Genomic DNA, 20,219 nt, shown 5'->3' with positions numbered 1-20,219 from the left:
TCTCAACTCCTAATCCAACAGTGAAAATTTTCGGCTTGAATCAAGGCTCGACCTGTCTCTAGATCCTGTTGGTTTTTAAAAGACAATTCGAGTACACCAAAAATATCTTCTCTGGTTTCTTGTATTTTCAAATTGATAATAGAAATATCCGCTCGGCTTAAAGCTGTCGTCACTTTGGCAACAGCTCCAGCAATATCTGGGATATCGACGTATAAATCGTAAAATGCTGGAATGGCTCCTTTTTGTTTTTTTGGCAACTGATCACGTATCTGTTTTGCTTGTGCAAAAAACTGATAGATGGCTGCTTGATCATTTTTTGCAATTTTACTTTTTAGTTCAGACATCGATGCTTGCCAGTCCGACAAAAGTGAAAGCAAGATATCTTGATTCGTGAACAAAATATCTGTCCACATTTTTGGGTCTGAAGAAGCAATTCTTGTGATATCACGGAAGCCTCCAGCTGCTAACTGGGAAGCTCGTGGGTATTTCCCGCTTAATTCAGCACTCGTCTGAACCAATCCAGCAGCAACGATATGAGGGAAGTGACTGAGTACACCAATGATTTCATCATGGCTCTGTGCATCCAGTAAAATAAATTTTCCACGAGTCGGTTTCAGAAGCTCTATCAGTTCATCTATTCGTTCACTTTCTTGATCGTTCGTCAAGATATAATAAGCTTCTTCAAATAAATGAGGATTGCTTGCCTTGACTCCTGATTTATGGGAGCCCGCCATTGGATGGCCACCTATAAATGTAAAAGGTAGGTGTTTTGCGACTTCCATGATCATCCCTTTTGTACTTCCAGTATCACTGACCAAGACAGACTCTTTTAATGGAAGGTCTGCGAGTATCCGTAAATAATCTATACTCACTTGTACAGGAACAGCTAATAAGATGACATCCATTTGAATAGCATCTTCAATCCCTGTTGCTAGATGATCAATTAAATGTGTCTCTTTAGCGATTTTTCGTGTTTCCTCTAAATGATCCCAACCGTAAAGTAGGATATCTTCTGATTTGATTGCCCGACAAAGAGATGCACCTATTAGCCCTAACCCTAAAATAAACACTTTTTTCTTCATATATATTTCCTCATCAAAATTCCCGGATCATTTGACGATGACTGGCTACTGTTTTTTTCAGTTCATTCATATTATCCGCTGGGAATTGATCGAGAATCTCCACTGCCAACGCTGTCGCAATCACGTGTTCAGCTACGACTGAAGCGGCTGGCACAGCGGTACTATCGGAACGTTCCACACTAGCTTTATACGCTTCTTTCGTATCAATATCGACACTCATCAATGGTTTATAAAGGGTAGGGATTGGTTTCATCACCCCACGAACAATGATTTGTTCGCCATTGGTCATTCCTCCTTCAAATCCCCCTAAATGATTACTCGTCCGGCGATAGCGATTGTCTTGATCCCAAGTAATTGCATCCATGACTTTTGAACCTGGTAAAGACGCTGCCTCAAATCCGATACCAAATTCGACTCCTTTAAAGGCATTGATACTAAGCATTGCTTGAGCTAATTTTCCATCTAGTTTTTTATCCCACTGCACATAACTACCCAAACCAGCAGGAACATTTTCTACCCGAACTTCCACTACGCCACCTAATGTATCCCCTGCTTTTTTCGTAGCATCGATCAATGTTTTGACTTGCTCTTCTATCGTCGAATCGACCATGTTCACTTCAGAAACACTTGTTTTTTCTTTGATTTCCGCTACAGATAGATTATCTGGAATATTGGCCTTGATGCCACCTAAGATTGCGACATGACTAGCGATTTCAATATCTAAAGCGTTCAAAATCTGTTTTGCTAAGGCACCGATCGCCACACGCATCGTGGTTTCTCTTGCAGAAGATCGTTCCAATACATTTCTAAGATCACGGTGTTGGTATTTCATACCACCAACTAAGTCAGCGTGTCCAGGTCGTGGTTTTGATACTCTCCGTAATTGTTCATTTTTTGCTTCCACCGCTTCTACAGACATGACCGTCTGCCAGTTTTTCCAATCTTTATTTTCAACAACTAGGGTGATCGGTGAACCGATCGTTTTTCCATGACGCAAACCTGAAGTGATTTGAACTTGGTCTTTTTCGATTTTCATTCGTCCTCCACGACCATATCCGCCTTGTCTTCTGGCTAGATCAGCATTGATTTTTTCGACTGAGACAATTAAACCAGCAGGGACGCCTTCAATGATCGCTGTCAATTTAGGTCCATGAGATTCTCCAGCAGTTAAATAGCGCATTTACTCACCTTCTTCTAAATATTTTTTGATTTCTTCAATGGGTATTTCATGGATCTTCGCTTGACCAATCGTTTCTAATAAGATTATTTTCAATGTTTTCCCACGTGCTTTTTTATCATGGGTGATCGCTTGATAAAGCAACTCCTTATCCCAAGGCTGATAAGTGATCGGCAAGTGGTATCTTTCATTCATTGTAATTAATTGTTGTGTAATTCCTTTGGGTGTTTGTTTCATTTTTTCAGCATTTTTCGTGATTTGGACCATGCCGATTGCTACTGCTTCACCATGACTAAGTCCACCATAACCTGCTAAATGTTCAATCGCATGACCGATCGTATGCCCAAAATTCAACAACAAGCGGTTGCCGTTATCGAAGGGATCTTCTTCAACTACTTTTTTCTTTACTCTTAATGCTTTTTCGATCAGCGCTTCACTATGGTTCAAAAAATCAGCGATTCCTGTTAAATTCGCTAAATCTTGCCATAATGTTTGGTCACTGATTGCTCCGCATTTGATGATTTCAGCGATTCCTTCTTGGATCCTTTTTTCTGATAGACTCTGTAAAGTTTCAGGATCAATCAAGACTCCATCTGGTTGAGCGAATGTTCCAATCATATTTTTGGCCATTGGTGCATTGACAGCTGTTTTCCCTCCAATACTAGAATCAACCTGTGCCAATAAAGAAGTCGGTACTTGGACAAAAGCAATCCCTCGCATATAAGTAGAGGCTACAAAACCAGCTAAATCTCCAATGACACCGCCTCCCAGTGCAAGGATGCCATCGCTACGAGTGAACTGTTCTTTTGCTAAAAATGTATACAATTCAGCAGCCACATCTAATGTCTTACTCTTTTCACCGGCTGGTACGACATAATGCACCACTTCATACTGTTCTTGCAATTGCTGACAGATTTGTTCTCCATAGAGTGGAAAAACATTTTCATCACTGATAACAGCGATTTTTTTGTGCTGCCATATGTTGCCAAGCCATTCTGAAATGTGATTTAAACTATTCCGTTCAATGATGATCTCATAACTTTTTTCTGGTAAGACGACTTCTAACATATCCATCCTCCTTTCTATAAAGCTTTGATTTTATTCATCGCTTCCACTAAGATTTCAATCTCTTGCATCATTTTCAAGTAGTTCTTTTCGTTGAGAGATTGTTGTCCATCAGACCAAGCGTGGATTGGATCTGGATGGATCTCAACGATCATACCATCTGCCCCACTAGCTACACCCGCTCTTGCCATTGGAGAAACAAGATCCCAGACACCAGTTCCATGACTTGGGTCGACGATGATAGGAAAATGACTTAACTTTTTGATGATCGGTACAGCACTCAAATCAAAGGTATTACGTGTAGCCGTTTCATAGGTACGGATCCCTCGTTCAATAAAGATAATATTCGGGTTATTTTGGACTGCAATGTATTCAGCTGCATTCAACCATTCTTCAATCGTTCCTGAAATCCCACGTTTCAGCCCAATTGGTTTTCCTGTTTTGCCCACTGCTTCCAACAAGCGAAAATTCTGCATATTACGTGCACCAATTTGAATGATATCGGTGTATTGACAAACGACGTCGATATGGGCTTCGTCCATGACTTCCGTGATCATTTTCAACCCGTATTGATCCGCTGCTTTGCGCATCATTTTTAATCCTTCTTCACCTAATCCTTGGAATGCGTATGGGGAAGTTCTAGGTTTGTAGGCACCTCCTCTGAGGATCTTAGCACCACCGGCTTTCGCCATGCGCGCAGTCTCCATGATTTGTTCTTCTCCTTCAACAGAACATGGACCTGCCATTGTAACAAAACTTCCATCACCGATTTTCACCCCATCCACATCAACAATTGTATCTTGAGGATGAAATTCTCGGGAAGTTAACTTATATGTGTTAGAAATCTTCACAGCACGTTCGACCATTTCATATCTTTCAAAAGGTACCTCTTGGATGATCTTGGGATCACCCACTAAGCCTAAAACGATTCGATCTTTTCCGTAGTTGATTTGAACATCTAATCCTTCTTCTTTGATACGTGAAATAACTGGTTCTAATTGCTCTACTTGAATTCCTGGTTTAATAATCAAAATCATAAAATAACTCCCTTTTTTTATTTTTTAACATACATTTTTATGAATTCATAACTTACAATTTTACTCCTTTTCCTTTAAATAACGTCTTTGCATAAAAAATGCTGACGTCGTCTCCTTTCTTTATGTATAAAAAAAGCCCGCCGTAGACGATCTACAGTGGGCCTTAAAACTTTCTAATAAAAAAGCCACTATAGATTTTCATCTATGTGGCGGACATGTCATCTCAAACATCCTTAGCCATCATAGATACAAACAGTGTGTTTGCACCCATGAATCTCATGAACACAAACTTATCTAAAATAGCTAAAGTAGTACGTATTCAGTTGTGAACATAATGTGATTTTCATAAAAATCGCTCCAAACTGATTTAAGATTGTTTTAAGTATAGAGTTGTTTCAAAAATAAGTCAACTATTTTTTTACTTCACTTTTTTGTCTTTTTTAAGTGGTGAACTCATTTTATTGTTTTTAAAACTTATTTAGTCGATTTTTCCGTTGACAAAAAACACGAACATGTGTTCTAATCAATAAGAAGAGGTGACCGTTATGTTTAAAAATCAAAACCCAAAATTTGATTATCACAAAGAACCTTCTAGAGATATCCTATGTATTGACTGTAAGTCATTTTATGCGTCTGTAGAGTGTGTAGAACGTAATTTAGATCCTTTAAAAGCGAAACTTGTTGTTATGTCTTATCCTTCTAATTCGTGGGAAGAACGTGGGAGTGGACTGATTCTGGCTTCGAGTCCAGCTGCAAAAAAAGCCTATGGCATTACGAATATCAGTCGTGCTCGGGACTTACCTTTCCCCTATCCAAGTGATTTAGTGATTGCTCCACCAAGAATGGCTTATTACATGAAAAAAAACAAAGAAATCAATACGATCTACAAGAAATATGCCGACGAAAAGAATCATCATGTTTATTCTGTCGATGAAAGTTTTCTTGATGTGACGAATAGTCTTACATTATTTGGTGTTCAAGATGCTAAAACCCTAGCAAAGAAAATCCAAAAAGATGTGTATACACAAACAGGGATCTACACAACTATAGGAATTGGCGACAATCCTTTACTAGCAAAACTAGCATTAGATAATGCTTCAAAGAATACCAAAGAAATGATTGCAGAATGGCGTTACGAAGATGTTCCAAAAAATGTATGGCAAATCCCCGAGCTGACTGATTTCTGGGGAATCGGCAAAAAAACAGCTGCACGTTTGAATAAATTAGGGATCCATACCGTCTATGAGCTTGCCCATGCCGATTACTACCGTTTAAAAAGTACACTAGGAATCATCGGTACCCAACTTTATGCTCATGCTTGGGGGATCGATCGCAGTTTTTTAGGGGAACCGTATACTCCTAAGTCCAAGAGCATGGGAAATAGTCAAATTTTAAACAAAGACTACACCCGAAGAGAAGAAATCGAAGTCGTCATCAAAGAAATGGCTGACCAGCTAGGCACTCGTCTACGCCGTGCAGAAGCAAAAGCTGAAGTAATCAGTCTCTGGGTGGGATTTTCACTAGACTATATTGATCCATTAGGCAAAAAGGGATTTCATCAACAACTTAAAATTCCTCCCACCAATGCGAGTCATGATTTAGCTAGTGCTTTACTACAGATGTTCAACCGACATTATCGTCAGCAAGACATCCGTAGTATTGGGGTCAATTGTTCTCATCTCGTTTATTCTACCGGCATACAATTAAATTTATTTGATGATCCACAAGAACAACTAAAAACAGCGAAAGTCGATTTTATTGTCGATAAAATCCGCCAAAAATATGGATTTAGATCGATCGTTCATGCTCATAGCTTATTAGAAGGTGGTCGAGCTATCGCCAGAAGCGCACTCGTGGGTGGACATGCAGGTGGAATGGCTGGCATTGAAGGTGAAACTTATGCGACGCACGAAAAAAGAGTTTCTCGATTACAATGAGTACCGTGACCGCCCATTTGGCCTAAAATGGGGCACGGCTTTTGCCATGGATGAGCTGGTGAAAGGCATTGAGGAAAACAAAGAATATGCATTGAAAGAGCTACATCCCAAAAAGCAAATGACCCGAGAAGAAATAGATGCTGTTCTTTTACAAGCCTTTCTTTATCGACAAAAAATCACAGTCCAATTGAATACAAAAGATGAATTTGGGCGCATCATGGAAAACCTAGAAGGAACTTTTTTAGGCGATTGCGATACCGATCATCTCACATTGGATCAATACCAGATCCCTTGGGAAGCTATTCGCCATCTCGAATTAAAACAAGAAGCAAAATGGTTCGATCTTGCCCCAATTACTGATAATGATTTACAAGACACTGCACGGATTGATCTTCAGGAAAAACAGACCGAAATCCAACAAATCAAAGATGAATTCTATCAAGAATTTCCTGAAGACGACTGCTAGCTGAGACTGAACAAAGAAAGAAGTGATTAGATGAAAACGATCCATAAACATTTTGAAACAGTGGTCATCACCGCTTACATTGCCAAACAAGAAATCACGATCCATTCAAAAACAGGTGAGAAATACCATGGGATGGTTCAAGAAAACATGACTGAAAAAGGTTTTTCTTTAGATAAAAATTTTATTTTCTGGAACGAAATCGCTACGATCGAATTAACTACTGAATACTTTCAATTTTGGCACAACATGATGAAAGTCTCACTTTGAACAACACACTTTTGACGATAGCCTTAACACATAGCTTCATTCATTTACTTTTAGACAAGTGAAAGTCAACTATTCTCTCGGTTGAAGTTACTAAAAAACTAGCTTTTTATTCTATCATGAGGTCATCGTCTTAAATACTTCTGGACAAGCAACAAATAACATTTTGTGACTATTACTTTCAAATCGTTAAAGTGATAAATATTAGCTATTTAGCTACGAACTATTCCCCACAACTTCTTATAAAAAACGATCGATTGTATAGTATCTACTGCTCTTTTCCAACAGTAAGTAATCTATCAGTCGATCGTTTTTTTCAATAAGAGGCTGGGACGGAAGTGTTAAGCTATGAGAAATAAGCCAAAATTCACGAAAATTGCTTTTCAAATTTTTGTGAATTCCGGCTTATTTCCGAAGGTGTTGCTTCTGCTCCCGCCGTTTACACGTGTTTAGAGCATGAGAAAAAATTGTTCTTTATTTTTGTCCTGCGCTCTTTATTTGTATATCACAATCTAGAGGCTATTCTACTTCGTCTAGTGAAGCAATGATTTCATTCACGTAAAGAATATTTTCAACACCTGAGCGAATGAAATCAGGTATCACCCCCACCATTTCACTGTTGATAAATTCAATGACCATCGGCATGTTCATACCCGCATAAAGTTCAATTTCTTGTCCTTCCATGATCAATTGAGAAATGATGTTTGCTGGAGTTCCTCCCATCAAATCACAAAACACCACATAATCTTTTAAAGGGGCAACGGTCGAAAGGAATTTCTGCTTGAAATCTTCCATTCCCTCTTCGGGTAAAAGAGCAACAGTATGGATATCGTCTTGTGGCCCCATAATCATTTCTGTACTCATCTTTAATCCTTCACAAAAATGGCCATGGCTAACCAAAACTAATTGTTTATTCATCTTCTTCATTCTCCTATTTTGAAACCACGCCTAGAGCAGACAAAGCAACGCATAATATCAACACGATAAAAATGGCTCTCGTAGATGTCATATTTTTTTTGCCCAGCAACCAGTAAACACCACCAACGATAGCTGCTGGTAACAGCTTAGGTAAAACCATATCTAGATTATTCTGCATGTTCATCGTCACATCACCAATACTAGGTGCCCATGACAATTTCACATTGACCATTGTAGCTACTAATGCGCCTACCATAAAAACCCCTAATAATGTAGCAGCATCTGTCAAAGCAGTGAGTCGTGACTGCATTGTCGTGACTAAAGAAATTCCTTCTTTATAGGCAAATTCTAGTTGTTTCCAACGAAAAATCATGACAATGATTTGTGCGAAGATCCAAATAAAGATTCCTGCTGGATTTCCATCGATGGCCATATTCGCCGCTAAAGCTCCAAAAATCGTCGGAATCAACGCCGCAAATATCGAATCGCCAATTGCCGCAAATGGTCCCATCAACCCTGCCTTCATCCCGGAAACTGTTTCTTTTGATGCAAAACCTTCTTTTTCTTCTATCGCTAAATCAATCCCAGTGATGATCGTATTAAAAAAGTTCGATGTGTTAAAAAATTGCGTATGTGTCTTCATCATTTCTTTCAATTCAGGGGTATCATCGCCATATATTTTACGCAATTGAGGCAAGATCGTATATAAATAGCCAGAGCCTTGCATACGTTCATAGTTCCATCCTAATTGAAAGGTGAATAAACTTCTACGGTTGATTTGTTTAAAGTCTTCTTTTGTCAATTTATAATTAGATTTCGTCATCTTCGATTTCTCCTTCCAAAGATTCTGTAGTGTGACTTGCTGCTTGATGATTGTCTCGTTGATTATTTTTGTAGCTAATCGCAGCGAATGAAAAACCAATCAGCGCAACAGCCAACATTGGAAGGGAATTAAAGGTGCCAGGGATATCTTTGATCACACTTGCCACACTGGTACCTAATAACTGAACATTGGAGAATAATGTAGCCAGCAAAGCGGTGATCGTAAAACCTAAAATGAGGTAAGGGAAATGTTTTTTCACTGGTAAATAACGTAATAAAATAGCAAAACCGACAGCTGGTAAAACAGCACCTGCAACAGATAATCCATCCCCAAGCCATTTTAGATTTCCATTTAAGACTGACACAACATTTTCAACTAAGCCACCACCAAATGCTAAAGCTAAAAATACCGGAATGACTCGTGACAATGACCAAGGAAGTGCCCCTAGTAAGAAGTTACGTTCAATTGCCTGATAATTCATTGTTTCAACATGTCGATCAATGCGGTGTGCAAAATAAGTATTCGTAAATCTTGCTAAAATATCCAGTTGAATCATTAAGCTGGCAACTGGGACCGCAATCGCAGCGATTGCTTGTTCTGGATTCATACCTAAAGAAATCGAAAAAGCCGTTGCTAAAAGTGTTCCTGAATTTGCATCAATTCTTGAAGCACCGCCAAATGTCCCTACTCCCAAGATTGTTAATTGCATACTACCACCAATGATCAGTCCAGCTTTGACATCTCCCATCACTAAACCAGCGTATAAACCGGCAAATACTGGCGCACTCATGGAAGAATAAATTTGTAATTCATCTAAGATCTGATAACCAGCATATAAAGATAATAATAAAATTTGCCACCATTGAATTTCCATTACTCTCACCTCCTATTTGACTAAAAGATTCATGAAATCTTCTGCTTTATCACTTGGTACCATTTGGGCAACTAAATGAACCCCATGTTGATCCAAACGTTCAAAATCTTCAATATCTTTCTCAACGACATTGATTGATTTCGTGATTGATTTTGTTTGACTTGTCTGCGACATATTTCCTACATTGACCTCTTTGATCGCCACGCCTAGCTCTACTAGTTCCAGGATCCGATCAGGTCTTTTAGCAACAACCAATAGTCGTTGTGAATCGTACTTACCTGCCAAAATATTTTGTGCTGCCTTTTCCACTGGCAAGACACTCAACTTGACACCAGCTGGAGTGGCTAGTTTTAAACCACTTTTTTCTATAGCATTTGTTGCTACCTCATCATCAACCACTAATATACGCGTGATATCCAGCTTCGTTACCCAAAGATTTGCCACTTGCCCATGAATCAATCGTCCATCAATTCTTACACCAATAATTGCCATTGTTTCCTCTCCTTTGCTTAATTATTTATTATCTCTCTTTTAAAAAAAGATAACGTTTTCATTTTTGGTGCCAAGTTCCCTAATTTTTTACTAAAGATTCTGCTACTTTCGCCTAATTTTTTCCCCTGAATGTCTGGATAGCCAATAACCTTTACTTTCTTCTTGCAGCTTTATACATATTTTTCCCAAGTACATGGACTTGTTTTTTCAATATATGAGTATAGAGAAAGACGAACAATCACTACACTCATGGCAAAGCTCTAACGGCTGTTTGTTTTCTTGCTGATTTTTGGTACCAAGGAGTTGCGGTTTTATTTACGATCTTATTTAATGTTTCAATATTGCTTCTTCCCTGTGTACGTAACCATTGGATAGCGCCTTCTCTGCCACCTTCAGCATATTTCTTTACCCCGTCTTTCCACGTAGCACGTCCACATAAGACACCATTAAAAGTTGATCCTGATTCATAAGCAAAGAGCAACGTGTTTTGGAATAATTCCGTAGAAACCCCTGCACTTAAAAATATAAAAGGGAGATGAGTAGCATCACTTTGTGCTTTGAAAAACGAAGCGGCTTCTTCTTGACTATAAACAATTGTTTTCTCTCCATATCCTTCCACATAATTCATATTGACAGGTACTTCTACTTTCAATACATCCACTTGATATCTAGGTTTAGAGAACTCCCTCATCATCTCAATGACTTTACGAGGCTTTATCTTGGCATATTCTTCGGAAGCGCTATCATTATTTGTAACATCGTAAGAAACTAATTCTAAATAAAAGGGACGATCTTCTCCGACACATTCACTCCCCAAACGCTCAATAAAAACATGCTTCAAATGATTGATTTTTGGATCTTCATCCACATCATAATATAGTAAGAATTTGACTGCATCCGCTTGTTCTTCTTTTAGTCTTAAAGAGGACCAGTTTTCTAATACATCGGGTAACCGTCCTGGATTCGTTGTATCATAGCCGGTTTTTTCATAAGCTAAAAGCAGACCGGTTTCTGGATGACGGGCTTTGGCTGCTGGCAACCCATATTCAGGATCTAATAATATGGCAGAAGCATAGGGTGTCAGTTCACTTGAAACTAATTCTTTAAATTCCTGAAGCTCTTCAGTGGTTGGTATTTTCCCTAGAGCCATAAACATTTTTTTTAATGCGCCTCGTTGATCAATCGCTAGCGCACTGATAATTCCATTATCTGTTGATAGATGCTCCATTGCTTCTTTCTTTTTTGGTGTCATCTTTCCTATTGACCTCCTTTTTCTTCCATAAGATAGTCATGAATCACTACTCCTTTGACTACACGATTGACAGTTCCTGTGGGCGAAGGGGTATCTGGCGTATTTCCAACTTTGATTGATGTATATAAAGCAATGACTTGAGCTGTAAGGATCATCACTAGTGATAAATAAGCATCTGGTAATTTCTCAGCAGTGGATTCAAGGAAAAAATTATCCCCTGAAAAATTAGCGTCGCTAACTTGTGCAATCCCTATTACTTTTGCTGCAATCCCATTTCCATGGATTTCTTCCAAAATATCTAAATCATAGTGGCGTGTATAAAGATGATTATTTATAAAGCCGATCACCAAGGTTTCTTCATTGACAAATGATTTTGGACCATGTCTAAATCCCATGGATGAATCAAAGATTGTTGCGACTTTGCCAGCTGTCAATTCTAAGATTTTCAATTGAGCTTCCCTTGTTGCCCCAGATAAACTTCCTGAGCCTAAATAAGCCAAACGGTTAAATGGTATTGTCAATAATCGTTCAATCTCTTTATCTCTTGAAAGAATATCTTGACCGATTTTTACTAAATCATGAACATATTGTTTTTTTGTCGCTTGATCCGTAGTATCAAAAAGCCACAAGGCACTTAACAACATACAAGTGAAACTTCCTGTCATCGCAAATCCAGCATCATTGGACTTTTCTGGCATCAATAGTAAAAAGGAATTTTCCTTTTCAGTGGCATCCTGTGCCAACTGCCCTTTTTTCGCACAAGTGATGGCTAAATGAAAAATCGAACCAACTACTTTATCAGCAATATTTACCGCAGCAATACTTTCCGGGCTGTTACCACTTCGAGCAAACGAAATGAGAATGGTCGGTTCATCTGAAAACAAATATTCCTTTGGAGAAGCCACGATATCTGTTGTACCAAAGCTATGAAAAAGATAACGCTGTGTGTCACCATGCTCGTTCAAATATGGAACGATCGTATCTCCTACATACTGTGAAGACCCCGCTCCAGTAAAAATAACGTGGATCTTTTTATCTTTGGCTTGTTCCTTTAATGTATCCAAGAATTTAGTTAGCTCTACTTGTTTTTCTTCTAATATTTCCACGGTCTTTTTCCATAATTCTGGTTGTTGCTTGACCTCTCTTGTCGTGATGGATGCCCCAATTTCTTTCAAATCTTTTTCTGGCAATTCAAACATTTTCTTTCTCCTCTCAATTACCTCGGACATGACGAATCTTATAATGGAACTGGTCTGCTCTAGCCACACTTTCTGTATACTCAATCACTTCATTTTTGGTATTGTACGTCGTTCGTTTCAAATGTAAAATCGGTGCCCCATCGGAAATACCTAAGGGTTCCGCATCTTTTTTCTGGACGATGCTAGCATAGAACTCTTCTTCAGCTACTTGGATATGATGCTCGTAATCTTGTAAAAAAACATCATATAAAGGTTTACTTTTCAATAACGGTAGATCCAGACCAATAAACAATTTTGCTGGTAGATAGGATCGCTCCACCATCAATGGTATATCGTCTGCTAAGCGAAGACGCTTGATTTTAAAAACTGCCTCTCCCAAGCTCAGATTTAAAATTTTCGCTAGTTGCTTGTTTGCTTCGATTTTTCGAAACTCTAAAATAATCGTTTTTGGTGTACGTCCTAAAGCCAACATTTCTTCAGTGAAGCTATAGGCGCCTGCTAAACTGGAGCATTTATTCGATAAGTCACTGACAAATGTTCCCTTTCCATGTTTTTTATAAATATAGCCTTGGCTTTCTAACTCTTGTAATGCAAGTCGAACCGTCGTACGACTTACCCCATAGTATTGACATAACTCACGTTCAGACAATAATTTATCATGGGGGATCATTTGGGTTTCAATACGTTCTTTTAATGTATCTACTAGTTGATAATACAAAGATTTCCCTTTACTTGAATTTTCCATTCATGTACTCCTCTCAAACTGGTTATAACCACGATACAATCGTAAATAATACAAAGTAGTTTGTCAATAGCGAAAACATTTAAAAACCCTATTATAACAACGTTTGCACAATATAATTCGTACAAAAAAATAAATACCACGAAAATACCACTTCAAATAAAAAAACAAAACTGATACTTAGTTAAATCAAAAGATCTGTTGTTTCTCAATCCTAAATATCAGTCTAATTACTTTTTAAATAACTTGGAAATTTATCTCAACTTCTCCTTACTTGAATAGAACCTGTCTCTTATACACATCTAGATGTGTATAAGAGACAGTATTTAGTCTATTCTTTTTGGGAAAACAAGTCTACATAAAATGTAAGCCCTCTATATAAACTGATTGGAACAATATTTCTATTTTAGTACTATTTATATAGAATTAACTTTTCGGAATAAATAATTATATTTGTCCTGTACAAATTGTTATCCATAGTAGGCAGCCCATTAACTTGTATTCTGTTATCTCCACTAATACAAATAAAATGTTTACTCAAAATTCTTACCATCTCACAAAAAACCTCACTTTTCAGAAAGTGAGGTTTTAAAGGTTCTATAATATCTAGTGTTAGCAGAAAACAAAATTGTTTTCCACCAACACTACTTGTTGAAAAGCCCTTTTTTATTTAAAACTGAGCAAGTCATGACAAGTATTCTAAATCATACTTGCACACGATCATTTGATAGGATCATGAGGATTTCTTACTCGTTCTTTTATTATAAAGTGTATGTTGTTATAGACTACTCAACAAATGGTTCTTCACCAAGTGCTTGTTGAGCGGCTAAGTTTAACAAACTCCATTGACGATCAAAACCTGGTTGGAAGAAGAAGTCTGCTTCTGCTAAGTCTTCTAATGTTAATTTTTGTTGTACAGCTAAGGCAATGACATTTCCTTGCCCAGTAACATCATGAGTAGATAAGACTGCACCACCTAATAGTTGATGAGTAAATGGATCGAAGAACAGTTGCACTGCAGCTTTTGGATTCCCAAATTCTTCAGGAACATATTTTGGGCGTAAGGTATCTTCATAAAAAGCTGAACTGATCGCTACGCCAGCTTTGGATGCTGTAAAGCTGTTCAATCCACTTGCTGCAAAATGATAATCGAAGACACTCAACGCTGAAGAACCGACAACCCCACCAAATGGCTTGCTTGGTGTTTGTTCAAACAAATGTTGTACGACATAGCGTGCTTCTCTGCGAGCAACTGTGGCTAAAGCGATTGGCATTTTTGCACGTGCAGGTACTGAATAAGCCAACGTGGCATCACCGACTGCATAGACATCCGGTAAGTTTGTTTGTAAATATTCGTCAGTTACGATCCAACCACGATCATCTAGATCTACGATTCCTTTTAACCATTCCGTATTGGGTTTGACACCTGCTGCTTGAATGACTAAATCTGTCGCAATCTCATCTTCACTTGTTTCGATAGCGGAGACTTTTCCTTCCCCTTTGAAGGCTTTGATTTTTGCTCCCGTACGAACAGTGATTCCTTTTTCAGTTAAATGTTTTTCTAAGATATCCGTCATTTCTTCGTCTAAGTACGTGCCTAAAGGACGATCAATAACATCTAGTAAAGTGACTTCTTTTCCTGCTTTACAAAATACTTCTGCTGCTTCGATACCAATGTAACCAGCACCGATCACGGATACTTTTTTCACGGATGGATCACTTAATTTGGCTTTGATTTTTGTTGCCCAATCATAGCCACGCATCAAATAAGCATTTTCTAAATCTGTTCCCGGAACTGGTAACGAATTAGGTTTGACACCAGAACTTAAAATCAATTTATCATAAGCATACTCTGATGTATGCATATATTCTTTACGTGTGACTGTTACTGTTTTTTTATCTGCATTGATTGTTTTGACTTCATGATTATTTAAAATATGAACGTTTGATTGTGGAAAGTTTTCCGGTCTGAAATTACGTACATCGTTCACATCTGTTACTTGGTCTTCTAGATATAATTCCATTCCGCATGACATAAATGAAACATAATCGCCAGCTTCAAACAGAGTAATATCCACATTTTCTCCATATCTTGATAACAGTTCCAAAATGGATTGATGTCCCCCATGAGATGCACCGACGATAATAACTTTAGCTTTTTCCATTGACAAAAAACCTCCTTAAACGATTGTTTAGAATCATTCTAAACAATTCAAACATAACATTCACTTTAGGATAAATCAAAAGAAAAGGCTTGCGTAATTTTAATTTTTGTTATTTATTTATCATAAATCAGCTAGAAAAATTTCCATTCGTCGGCAGGCTTCCTGTAGATCCTCCATGCTACTTGCATAAGAAATCCGAATATAACCTTCTCCTTCTGGTCCAAATGCTGAACCAGGGATACAAGCTACTTTGGCTTCTTGTGCCATTTGCAAACAGAACTCCCATGAATCCATCGTGATCGTTTCAGGCAGACGGCAGAACAAGTAGAATGCCCCATCGGGTTGTGAAACAGTAAAACCTAATGCTGTTAATTTGGGCAACAAGTAGTCTCTACGTTTTAAATAACGTTCCTTCATTTTTTCACCATCATACATCCCTTTAGTCAATGCTTTCACTGCTGCTTTTTGCGAAATCGTCGTTGCAGAAGTAACAAGATATTGATGGACTTTGATCAATTCATCTATTAAGTATTGTTTGGCAAAGATAAACCCGATACGCCAGCCAGTCATCGCATGTGATTTAGATAAGCCGGTGACAATAATGGTTTGTTCAGGAAGATAAGAAGCGATCGACACGTGTTTTCCTACGTAATTTAATTCTGCATACACTTCATCACTGATAACAAATACTGGATGCTTTTTTAAGACTTCAGAAATTTTTTCCATCTGCATTTCAGATAGCAACGTCCCAGTAGGATTGCTTGGATAATTTAAGATCACTGCTTTGATCGTATCACCATGCTCAGCGAATGCTGCTTCTAATTGTTCGGGTTGACAGATAAACTCCGTCTCAGATGTATCGATTGTGATCAACTCTGCTCCGGCTAAATCAACGATTGGTTTGTAGCCTGGATAAGCAGGCGCAGGGATCAACACTTTGTCTCCTTTTTCTAAGATAGCCAACAAAGCTGTTGCAATCGCCTCGGTTGCACCGATGGTCGTCAAGACTTCTGTGTAGGGCTCGTAGGAAAGACCATAACGCTCTTTTTGAAAATAGCAGGCTGCTTCACACAATTCTGGTAATCCTCGCATACCGGTATAATGAGAATAATCCTCTTCAATAGCTTTGATACCAGCACTTTTGACATGTTCTGGTGTAGCAAAGTCCGGTTCTCCAAGGGTCAATCTGATAATACCAGGAATACTAGCAATTTGTTGATCAAACATCCGAATATGGGAAACCTCGACTTTTGACAATCGGGGATTAAAACGTTGGGTTAAGTTCATATACTTCTCTCCTCCTTATGACTGTCTCTATTTTTTCAGAAAAAACCTTTTGTGTAAAGCAATCTTTGATACCATGACACTCCTTTTTCTAAAACAGACATATCAAAATCGAAGGTCGCTTCATGAAGTGCAGGCGTATCGCCTAGACCTAAAAAGAAAAAGACACAAGGATATTTTTCTGTATAAACCCCAAAATCTTCGGCTTGTAAGACGGGTTCTGGCAATTCATGCAATAAATCTGAATCTGAAAAAGCGGCATAGAGTTGCTCATCATTATGGACAGCTGGATAACCATCATTGTAACGAAAAGTGATGCTTGCATCTGAATTTTCTTGAAATTCTTCAGCTAATCTAGCGAGCTGTGCTTTTAAATCTTCTTGAGTGGTGCGACTATACGAACGGATGCTACCAGAAACAATCACTTCATTTGCTAAAACATTGCGGATCGTCCCTCCTGTGATTTGTCCAAATTTTAATAGATGCATTAGGTTTTTTGGCAACGATCTATCAAAGTCATAAACATTTTTCATGAAACGCATCGCTGCCTCAAGACTATCGATTCCTTGATCACTTGAAGCAATATGAGCCGCTTTTCCTCGAATGATAACATCAGTTTCGCTACTTTGTGCCATCAATGGTCCAGGGCGCGAAAAAATTTCCCCTTTCGGTAGACCTGGCCATAAATGAAAGCCGAAAATCGCCTGTACCTGATAGCGATCCAATAAGCCTGAGTGAATCACGCTCGCTGCACCGCCAGCAATTTCTTCTGACGGTTGGAAGATCAAGACAACATTGTAGATCATCACTGCACGATGTTGTGAAATGTATTCAGCTAAACCTAAAAGCATAGCCATATGTCCATCATGTCCACATGCATGCATATAACCTTCGTGTAACGAGGAGTATGAGGCATTAGTTGCTTCATAAATCGGTAAAGCATCTATATCTGTCCGAAAAGCGATTGTTTCCTGTTTCTCTTGATCAAAGTACAGCAATAGACCGGTTGCTCCAATTTCGTGGATGACTCCACCATAATCTTTGATTTGTTGATATAGATATTGTTTGGTTTTAAATTCATGAAAGCCGATTTCAGGAATTTGATGTAAGGCCATTCGGTGTTTGTGCAACACAAGTCTTCACCATCCCTTCGTAAATTCCTTTGACCACTGTTTCATACTGATCATTTGCCACCCCAATAATCAAATTCAATTCCTGTGCTCCCTGAGATAAAACAGATGTGCGGATCTCTAATTGATTCAAAATCGATAAGACTTTCCCCGAAAGACCGATCAACTCTTTATGAGGACCTCCTACCACAGATATCAATGCTAAATCTTCGATCACTTCGATTTCTTCTACGCCTAGTTTTTCTTTTAGTTCTTTTGTGATCAAAAATAATTTATCAGCAATCGCTTCTGCAGAAACGATCACACCGATATTATCGATCCCTGATGGAATATGCTCGATGGAAATCCCATGTTTGGCAAAAATACTCATTGCTTTCCAAATAAAGCCGATTTCATCAGACATATGACGTTTAAATAGGGTAATCGAAAGAAAATCCTTTCGCCCAGCAATCCCAGTCAAGCCATTTTCTTTTTCAACTTCGTGATTTGAAATTTTTGTTCCATGATCTTGTGGACGATTCGTATTTTTTATGTGAATTGGGATATCTGCTTCTTGAACAGGAAAAATGGCCGATTCATGTAAGACATTTGCGCCCATATAAGCCATTTCTCTTAATTCCCTGAAGGAAATTTCTTCAATCACTTTTGGTGAATCGATAATGCGTGGATCAGCCATCATGATACCAGAAACATCTGTCCAGTTTTCATAACTTTCCGCTTGTAACACATTGGCTAAAATCGATCCAGTGATATCACTACCACCCCGGCCTAATAATTTTTCTTTACCAGCTGGATTTACGCCATAAAATCCAGGTACAACGATTGCTTGAGTTTCTTGATATTTTTGTTGAACTGCTTGGCTTGTTTGCTGAAAATCGATTTCTCCTTCATGATCGAAAAAAATTAGCTGACTCGCATCTGCAAAGGAATAATCTAAATAAACAGCCATCAACTGAGCGGTTAAATACTCCCCACGACTAACGAGATAATCTAGGGTCACTTTCTTTTGTTTCAACTGATATTCGATTTCTGCTAACTGCTCTTCTATAGAAAAATCTAATTCTAGAAGATCTCTGACTTGAATGAACCGTTCTGTGACCCGCTGCCACAAAGGCGTCCAGTCCACTTGATGCTGCAAGTAAGCATAGATCAAATAAAGCAAATCGGTCACTTTATCATCATCAGCTGTTCGCTTTCCTAAAGCAGACACAACAATGACTTTACGTGCGGGGTCTGCTAAAACAATCGAACGTACTTTACGAAACTGTGTTTCATGAGACATGGAACTGCCTCCGAATTTTGCAATCTTCATCCCCCATCCTCCCCTGGCTGGACAAGTGCTAATGCAATTTGCACAGCATTCGCTGCTGCCCCTTTACGAATATTATCGGCAACCGTATAAAATAATAGCCCATTTTCTAAAGAAAGATCATGTCGGATCCGGCCAACATATACTTGATCGGTTCCATTTGCTAAAGTACTAGTAGGATAAATGTGTTCTTTTAGATCATCCACAACGACCACACCGGGAAATTGACTGAAACAGCTTCGTATTTCTTTCAACGAGAACGGCTTTTTCAACTGGACCGCCACACTGACCCCATGACCATTCTCAACGGGAACACGAACACAAGTAGCTGAGACAGGCAACTCTGGTTGATGGAGGATCTTACGTGTTTCATTGATCATTTTTTGTTCTTCTTTTGTATACCCATTTTCTAACGCCACATCAATTTCTGGAATCACTGTTTGATGGATATCATGTGGATAAAGCATCGCATCTTGACCATTGATAGTATCTTTCAATTCCCGAATCCCTTTTTGGCCAGAACCGGAAACTGCTTGATAGGTGGAATAATTGACACGCATAAGACCGAATGTATCCTGTAGAGCTTTTAAAGGTAAGACAGACTGGATCGTAGAACAGTTTGGGTTAGCGATGAGTGAATTTAATTGATGATCTTTTAGATTCACTTCGGGAACAATCAAAGGAACCGCAGGATCTTCTCGCCAAGCAGCAGAATTATCGATGACGAGTAACCCTTTATTTCTGGCAATTGGTGCAAATTTTCTAGAAATATCTGCGCCAACAGAAAATAGCGCCAAATCATACCCTGTAAAGGAAGTCTCGGTTAATTCTTCCACAACGTATTCCTTTTTATTAAATACACAACGGCTTCCGACAGAACGTTTGGATGCCAAAAGTTTAAGTTTACCTACTGGGAAGCCATATTCTTCCAATACTCTCAACATTGTCTGACCAACTAGACCGGTGGCTCCGACAATACAGGTAGCTATTTCGCGCATGTTTT

19 protein-coding genes are annotated in these 20,219 nt (G+C 38.6%); 3 read left to right on the top strand and 16 right to left on the bottom strand.

Translation table 11 applies throughout. From position 1 onward, the window contains the following. Nucleotides 1-2: 2 nt before the first annotated feature. Genes A5844_RS07310 through aroF form a run of 4 tightly spaced genes read right to left on the bottom strand, consistent with a single transcriptional unit; the run spans nucleotide 3 to nucleotide 4,361 of the window. Nucleotides 3-1,082, bottom strand: coding sequence for a prephenate dehydrogenase (locus tag A5844_RS07310; RefSeq protein ID WP_086284544.1), 1,080 nt, complete (start codon nucleotides 1,080-1,082; stop codon nucleotides 3-5). 13 nt (nucleotides 1,083-1,095) lie between these two features. Next, nucleotides 1,096-2,262: a chorismate synthase gene (gene aroC / locus A5844_RS07305; RefSeq protein WP_086284543.1), complete on the bottom strand. Its 1,167-nt coding sequence runs from the start codon at nucleotides 2,260-2,262 to the stop codon at nucleotides 1,096-1,098. Beyond that, nucleotides 2,263-3,327, bottom strand: a complete 1,065-nt coding sequence (gene aroB, locus A5844_RS07300; RefSeq protein WP_086284542.1) for a 3-dehydroquinate synthase — start codon at nucleotides 3,325-3,327, stop codon at nucleotides 2,263-2,265. It abuts the gene before it with no gap. A 14-nt stretch (nucleotides 3,328-3,341) separates the two neighbouring features. After that, a complete protein-coding gene (gene aroF / locus A5844_RS07295) occupies nucleotides 3,342-4,361 on the bottom strand; it encodes a 3-deoxy-7-phosphoheptulonate synthase (protein WP_086284541.1) in 1,020 nt (339 codons plus the stop codon). A gap of 545 nt (nucleotides 4,362-4,906) precedes the next feature. Between aroF and A5844_RS07290 the strand changes: the two genes are divergently transcribed. Genes A5844_RS07290 through A5844_RS07280 form a run of 3 tightly spaced genes read left to right on the top strand, consistent with a single transcriptional unit; the run spans nucleotide 4,907 to nucleotide 7,031 of the window. Next, nucleotides 4,907-6,298, top strand: coding sequence for a Y-family DNA polymerase (locus tag A5844_RS07290; RefSeq protein ID WP_086284540.1), 1,392 nt, complete (start codon nucleotides 4,907-4,909; stop codon nucleotides 6,296-6,298). Further along, a complete protein-coding gene (locus tag A5844_RS07285) occupies nucleotides 6,261-6,764 on the top strand; it encodes a hypothetical protein (RefSeq protein WP_086284539.1) in 504 nt (167 codons plus the stop codon). Before A5844_RS07290 ends, A5844_RS07285 begins: the two co-directional genes overlap by 38 nt. 30 nt (nucleotides 6,765-6,794) lie before the next feature. Further along, a complete protein-coding gene (locus tag A5844_RS07280; protein ID WP_086284538.1) occupies nucleotides 6,795-7,031 on the top strand; it encodes a hypothetical protein in 237 nt (78 codons plus the stop codon). Between the two features lie 516 nt (nucleotides 7,032-7,547). On the opposite strand, the gene A5844_RS07275 is transcribed toward A5844_RS07280, so the two are convergent. The 12 genes from A5844_RS07275 to A5844_RS07220 form a co-directional block, all read right to left on the bottom strand. Then, nucleotides 7,548-7,946: a PTS sugar transporter subunit IIA gene (locus A5844_RS07275; RefSeq protein ID WP_086284537.1), complete on the bottom strand. Its 399-nt coding sequence runs from the start codon at nucleotides 7,944-7,946 to the stop codon at nucleotides 7,548-7,550. A gap of 13 nt (nucleotides 7,947-7,959) precedes the next feature. After that, nucleotides 7,960-8,769: a PTS system mannose/fructose/sorbose family transporter subunit IID gene (locus A5844_RS07270; protein WP_086284536.1), complete on the bottom strand. Its 810-nt coding sequence runs from the start codon at nucleotides 8,767-8,769 to the stop codon at nucleotides 7,960-7,962. Continuing rightward, a complete protein-coding gene (locus A5844_RS07265; RefSeq protein ID WP_086284535.1) occupies nucleotides 8,756-9,643 on the bottom strand; it encodes a PTS mannose/fructose/sorbose/N-acetylgalactosamine transporter subunit IIC in 888 nt (295 codons plus the stop codon). Before A5844_RS07265 ends, A5844_RS07270 begins: the two co-directional genes overlap by 14 nt. Before the next feature lie 12 nt (nucleotides 9,644-9,655). Then, nucleotides 9,656-10,135, bottom strand: coding sequence for a PTS sugar transporter subunit IIB (locus A5844_RS07260; protein ID WP_086284534.1), 480 nt, complete (start codon nucleotides 10,133-10,135; stop codon nucleotides 9,656-9,658). A gap of 247 nt (nucleotides 10,136-10,382) precedes the next feature. Continuing rightward, complete coding sequence (lacD, locus tag A5844_RS07255; protein ID WP_086284533.1) at nucleotides 10,383-11,387, bottom strand: tagatose-bisphosphate aldolase; 1,005 nt, start codon at nucleotides 11,385-11,387, stop codon at nucleotides 10,383-10,385. 5 nt (nucleotides 11,388-11,392) lie between these two features. Next, nucleotides 11,393-12,586 (bottom strand): SIS domain-containing protein, encoded by a 1,194-nt coding sequence (locus A5844_RS07250; protein ID WP_086284532.1) that lies wholly within the window; start codon nucleotides 12,584-12,586, stop codon nucleotides 11,393-11,395. A 13-nt stretch (nucleotides 12,587-12,599) separates the two neighbouring features. After that, nucleotides 12,600-13,331 carry a GntR family transcriptional regulator gene (locus tag A5844_RS07245; protein ID WP_086284531.1) on the bottom strand — a complete coding sequence of 244 codons (732 nt, stop codon included), beginning with the start codon at nucleotides 13,329-13,331 and terminating at the stop codon, nucleotides 12,600-12,602. Between the two features lie 782 nt (nucleotides 13,332-14,113). Further along, nucleotides 14,114-15,493: an FAD-dependent oxidoreductase gene (locus A5844_RS07240; protein ID WP_086284530.1), complete on the bottom strand. Its 1,380-nt coding sequence runs from the start codon at nucleotides 15,491-15,493 to the stop codon at nucleotides 14,114-14,116. Nucleotides 15,494-15,613: 120 nt separating this feature from the next. Then, nucleotides 15,614-16,780, bottom strand: a complete 1,167-nt coding sequence (locus tag A5844_RS07235; RefSeq protein ID WP_086284529.1) for a pyridoxal phosphate-dependent aminotransferase — start codon at nucleotides 16,778-16,780, stop codon at nucleotides 15,614-15,616. 35 nt (nucleotides 16,781-16,815) lie between these two features. After that, nucleotides 16,816-17,910 carry a M20 family metallopeptidase gene (locus tag A5844_RS07230; RefSeq protein WP_086284528.1) on the bottom strand — a complete coding sequence of 365 codons (1,095 nt, stop codon included), beginning with the start codon at nucleotides 17,908-17,910 and terminating at the stop codon, nucleotides 16,816-16,818. After that, nucleotides 17,870-19,219 carry an aspartate kinase gene (locus A5844_RS07225; RefSeq protein ID WP_086284527.1) on the bottom strand — a complete coding sequence of 450 codons (1,350 nt, stop codon included), beginning with the start codon at nucleotides 19,217-19,219 and terminating at the stop codon, nucleotides 17,870-17,872. The genes A5844_RS07230 and A5844_RS07225 overlap by 41 nt, the downstream gene beginning before the upstream one ends. Continuing rightward, entirely contained in the window at nucleotides 19,216-20,214 is a 999-nt protein-coding gene (locus tag A5844_RS07220) for an aspartate-semialdehyde dehydrogenase (RefSeq protein ID WP_086284526.1), read from the bottom strand. Before A5844_RS07220 ends, A5844_RS07225 begins: the two co-directional genes overlap by 4 nt. Nucleotides 20,215-20,219 lie beyond the last annotated feature (5 nt).

This window comes from Candidatus Enterococcus wittei, assembly GCF_002140175.1.
Classification (GTDB): Bacteria; Bacillota; Bacilli; order Lactobacillales; family Enterococcaceae; genus Enterococcus_B; species Enterococcus_B wittei.
This window is presented reverse-complemented; position numbering and strand designations above follow the sequence as displayed.

What these genes read in the sequence shown, in the direction of transcription:
- A5844_RS07310 (WP_086284544.1), bottom strand. Translation starts at nt 1,082, where the DNA reads ATGAAGAAAAAAGTGTTTATTTTAGGGTTAGGGCTAATAGGTGCATCT.
- aroC (WP_086284543.1), bottom strand. Translation starts at nt 2,262, where the DNA reads ATGCGCTATTTAACTGCTGGAGAATCTCATGGACCTAAATTGACAGCG.
- aroB (WP_086284542.1), bottom strand. Translation starts at nt 3,327, where the DNA reads ATGTTAGAAGTCGTCTTACCAGAAAAAAGTTATGAGATCATCATTGAA.
- aroF (WP_086284541.1), bottom strand. Translation starts at nt 4,361, where the DNA reads ATGATTTTGATTATTAAACCAGGAATTCAAGTAGAGCAATTAGAACCA.
- A5844_RS07290 (WP_086284540.1), top strand. Translation starts at nt 4,907, where the DNA reads ATGTTTAAAAATCAAAACCCAAAATTTGATTATCACAAAGAACCTTCT.
- A5844_RS07285 (WP_086284539.1), top strand. Translation starts at nt 6,261, where the DNA reads ATGCGACGCACGAAAAAAGAGTTTCTCGATTACAATGAGTACCGTGAC.
- A5844_RS07280 (WP_086284538.1), top strand. Translation starts at nt 6,795, where the DNA reads ATGAAAACGATCCATAAACATTTTGAAACAGTGGTCATCACCGCTTAC.
- A5844_RS07275 (WP_086284537.1), bottom strand. Translation starts at nt 7,946, where the DNA reads ATGAATAAACAATTAGTTTTGGTTAGCCATGGCCATTTTTGTGAAGGA.
- A5844_RS07270 (WP_086284536.1), bottom strand. Translation starts at nt 8,769, where the DNA reads ATGACGAAATCTAATTATAAATTGACAAAAGAAGACTTTAAACAAATC.
- A5844_RS07265 (WP_086284535.1), bottom strand. Translation starts at nt 9,643, where the DNA reads ATGGAAATTCAATGGTGGCAAATTTTATTATTATCTTTATATGCTGGT.
- A5844_RS07260 (WP_086284534.1), bottom strand. Translation starts at nt 10,135, where the DNA reads ATGGCAATTATTGGTGTAAGAATTGATGGACGATTGATTCATGGGCAA.
- lacD (WP_086284533.1), bottom strand. Translation starts at nt 11,387, where the DNA reads ATGACACCAAAAAAGAAAGAAGCAATGGAGCATCTATCAACAGATAAT.
- A5844_RS07250 (WP_086284532.1), bottom strand. Translation starts at nt 12,586, where the DNA reads ATGTTTGAATTGCCAGAAAAAGATTTGAAAGAAATTGGGGCATCCATC.
- A5844_RS07245 (WP_086284531.1), bottom strand. Translation starts at nt 13,331, where the DNA reads ATGGAAAATTCAAGTAAAGGGAAATCTTTGTATTATCAACTAGTAGAT.
- A5844_RS07240 (WP_086284530.1), bottom strand. Translation starts at nt 15,493, where the DNA reads ATGGAAAAAGCTAAAGTTATTATCGTCGGTGCATCTCATGGGGGACAT.
- A5844_RS07235 (WP_086284529.1), bottom strand. Translation starts at nt 16,780, where the DNA reads ATGAACTTAACCCAACGTTTTAATCCCCGATTGTCAAAAGTCGAGGTT.
- A5844_RS07225 (WP_086284527.1), bottom strand. Translation starts at nt 19,219, where the DNA reads ATGAAGATTGCAAAATTCGGAGGCAGTTCCATGTCTCATGAAACACAG.
- A5844_RS07220 (WP_086284526.1), bottom strand. Translation starts at nt 20,214, where the DNA reads ATGCGCGAAATAGCTACCTGTATTGTCGGAGCCACCGGTCTAGTTGGT.